Origin of the sequence: Enterobacter cloacae complex sp. 277I4 (assembly GCF_050031465.1) — a bacterium.
GTDB lineage: Bacteria > Pseudomonadota > Gammaproteobacteria > Enterobacterales > Enterobacteriaceae > Enterobacter > Enterobacter cloacae.
The window spans coordinates 1-2,496 of record NZ_JBLGWC010000008.1; the positions used below are offsets into that span (position 1 = coordinate 1).

The 2,496-nt window shown below is 51.5% G+C and carries 3 protein-coding genes; 1 reads left to right on the forward strand and 2 read right to left on the reverse strand.

Features of this window, described 5'->3' with window-relative positions:
* Positions 1-111: 111 nt before the first annotated feature.
* Positions 112-297, reverse strand: a complete 186-nt coding sequence (locus ACQG19_RS27440; RefSeq protein ID WP_032673404.1) for a Rop family plasmid primer RNA-binding protein — start codon at positions 295-297, stop codon at positions 112-114.
* Positions 298-662: 365 nt separating this feature from the next.
* Entirely contained in the window at positions 663-890 is a 228-nt protein-coding gene (locus ACQG19_RS27445) for a YgdI/YgdR family lipoprotein (protein WP_021243043.1), read from the reverse strand.
* 1,201 nt (positions 891-2,091) lie between these two features.
* Here ACQG19_RS27445 and ACQG19_RS27450 point away from each other — a divergent pair.
* Positions 2,092-2,310 carry a hypothetical protein gene (locus tag ACQG19_RS27450; protein ID WP_182407767.1) on the forward strand — a complete coding sequence of 73 codons (219 nt, stop codon included), beginning with the start codon at positions 2,092-2,094 and terminating at the stop codon, positions 2,308-2,310.
* The last annotated feature ends 186 nt before the right edge of the window (positions 2,311-2,496 follow it).

Sequence of the window (2,496 nt, forward strand, 5' to 3'; positions counted from 1 at the left end):
TGTAATACCGCGCACGCGGCGGCATCACAAATACCCCGTTCAGGGCTGCGCCCCGACACCCCGCCATCGCCTCACGGCCGCGCACTGAATTGCGCACCCGTTCACCGATTTTCACGCATCTTTCTCGCCTATCTGTGCGTTCAGCATGGCGTAAAGCGCTTCAGCCTGATCGTGCAGATGCTCACAGCAGCCGGCTGCCTCATCCAGATCCATCTGTTCGAGCCGTTCGAGGAGGAGGAGTGTCTGTGAGCGGATAAATTTGGCCATGTTGAGGGCGGCGGATTCCTGTCTGGTCACTGGTGATTTTCCCCGTCTGGTGATGATTTTTGCGTGAAAAGAGCATGCCGTCATTCTGGTGCATAGTCATGCATGCCGTTAAAATTTAACAGGCGCGTTTCTGACGGGTTCCGGGGTGGTTTGTTGTGGTTTTTGTCATGGTTCCGTCAGAAACGCGCTGAGCGCGTCTGAGGCGGTGCGGGCAACGGATGTTATGGTAAATTCTTGGGGGCTTGATTATAAAATACCGCACTTCCTCTTATGTCTTGTGCTTTTTAGACAACCCTGAAAGCTTTTAGCTTTGGTGATGCAATTTGCTGGGATTTTGGCGGAGAACCACAGGTAAAGAAAAAGGCCACATTAGCGGCCTTTTTCGGAGAATATGCTCAGTGCGGAATTTCGGAGACTTCTTTAACGTCGGTTTTATTGATCTGCTGTTTGACACCATTCGCGTCTGTATAGCCAAGCAGGCCTGAGTCTGATTCTTTAGGTTTGCCGTCGCTGACAATAGTGCGACCGTCATTGGTGTGTATGGCATAGCTTGTGCGCGTGCAGCCGGTGAGGGCTGAAAGCGCAACTGCCGCTGCGAACACTGAAACAAAAATCTTTTTCAAAGCCAGCTCCTTTTATCCATATCAGTTTTGGTCACTAACCATCTAACTATAGGTTATTTTTTATGTGAAAAGAGGCTTGATGGTGGGCTGTATATCGAGTTAGGCGCGAGGTGCTATGGTCAAAGTGTGGTGTCAAGCGGGGAGGAGGCTTATATGAGATGTAATCCAGCAGATACATATACCAAGATGATTTAAGTATTCCTCTTTGTGAGGTTGGATGTCTAATTTATAAAGGATCTTCTTGAGATCCTTTTTTTTCGCGCGTAATCTCTTGCCCTGTAAACGAAAAAACCACCCTGGCAGGTGGTTTTTCGAAGGTTAGGTAATCCTGGCAGATCCCCTAACCGTGGTAACAGTCTTGTGCGAGACATGTCACCAAATTTGTCCTTTCAGTGTAGCCTCACTAAGGCCGCCACTTCAAGAACTCTTGATACATCTCTCGCACATCCTGTTTACCAATGGCCGTTGCCAATGGCGATTAGTCGTGTCTTTCCGGGTTGGACTCAAGTTGATAGTTACCGGATAAGGCGCAGCGGTCGGACTGAACGGGGGGTTCGTGCATACAGTCCATCCTGGAGCGAACTGCCTTCCCGGAACTGAGTGTCAGGCGTGGAATGAGAAACCGCGGCCATAACAGCGGAGTGACACCGGTAAACCGAAAGGCAGGAATGCGGGGGAGCACGAGGGAGCCACCAGGGGGAAACGCCTGGTATCTTTAAGCCGCATCGGGTTTCGCCACCACTGATTTGAGCGTCAGATTTCGTGATGCTTGTCAGGGGGGCGGAGCCTATGGAAAAACGGCTTTGCCGTGGCCTTATGCCTTTTTCGCTAAGAACCTTCCTGGCATTCTCCAGGAAATTTCTGCTCTGTACGTAAGCCCGTACCGCTCGCCGCAGCCGAACGACCGAGCGCAGCGAGTCAGTGAGCGAGGAAGCGGAATATCTCCTGTATCACATATTCTGCTGACGCACCGATGCCGCCTTTTTCTCCTGCCACATGAAGCACTTAACTGACATCCGCATCCGTGCCAACATATTAAGCCAGTATACACTCCGCTAGCGCTGCGTGACTGGTCCGGCGCTGCGCCCGGAACCCGCCTGTACCGGTTAAGCAGCCGTTCTGGTCTGACTGCGATTTTTTTCATTCCTGCCCGCTACCATGTAAACCTTTCTTCTGCGTTGCCGTTAACAGGAGGTAAGCCATGTTTGGTTTTTCCTCCGGAGCCCTGATGACTTTTAATGATGATGAGCGACACCTGCTTGTGTCCGTTGTTTCGGGCTGGCTCCGGCGTGCCGAAGGGGATGCCGGAGCCATGATGCTGGATGCATACCGGCAGATTTTGTCTGAAACCGAACCGGCCGCAAGGGCGGTCATGCTCGAATTTCTTGAATCAGTTCGCATTCATTACGTTTCGTCCTGAGCATTTCCTGAAGCATTTCCTGAATTTTTGTCCATACTCAATCCAGGCGGCCGTCACGGACGGTGGTCGTCGTTCCATGATGCTGTTATGGAAGATTGAGAGTAATCTAACTTGATTGAGTTCCGGGCGTGTCGCCCGGTTTTTTTTGCTGTTTCCCGGTGTCCGCTCCCGGACAGGATGTGCATT

What these genes read in the sequence shown, in the direction of transcription:
- ACQG19_RS27450 (WP_182407767.1), top strand. Translation starts at nt 2,092, where the DNA reads ATGTTTGGTTTTTCCTCCGGAGCCCTGATGACTTTTAATGATGATGAG.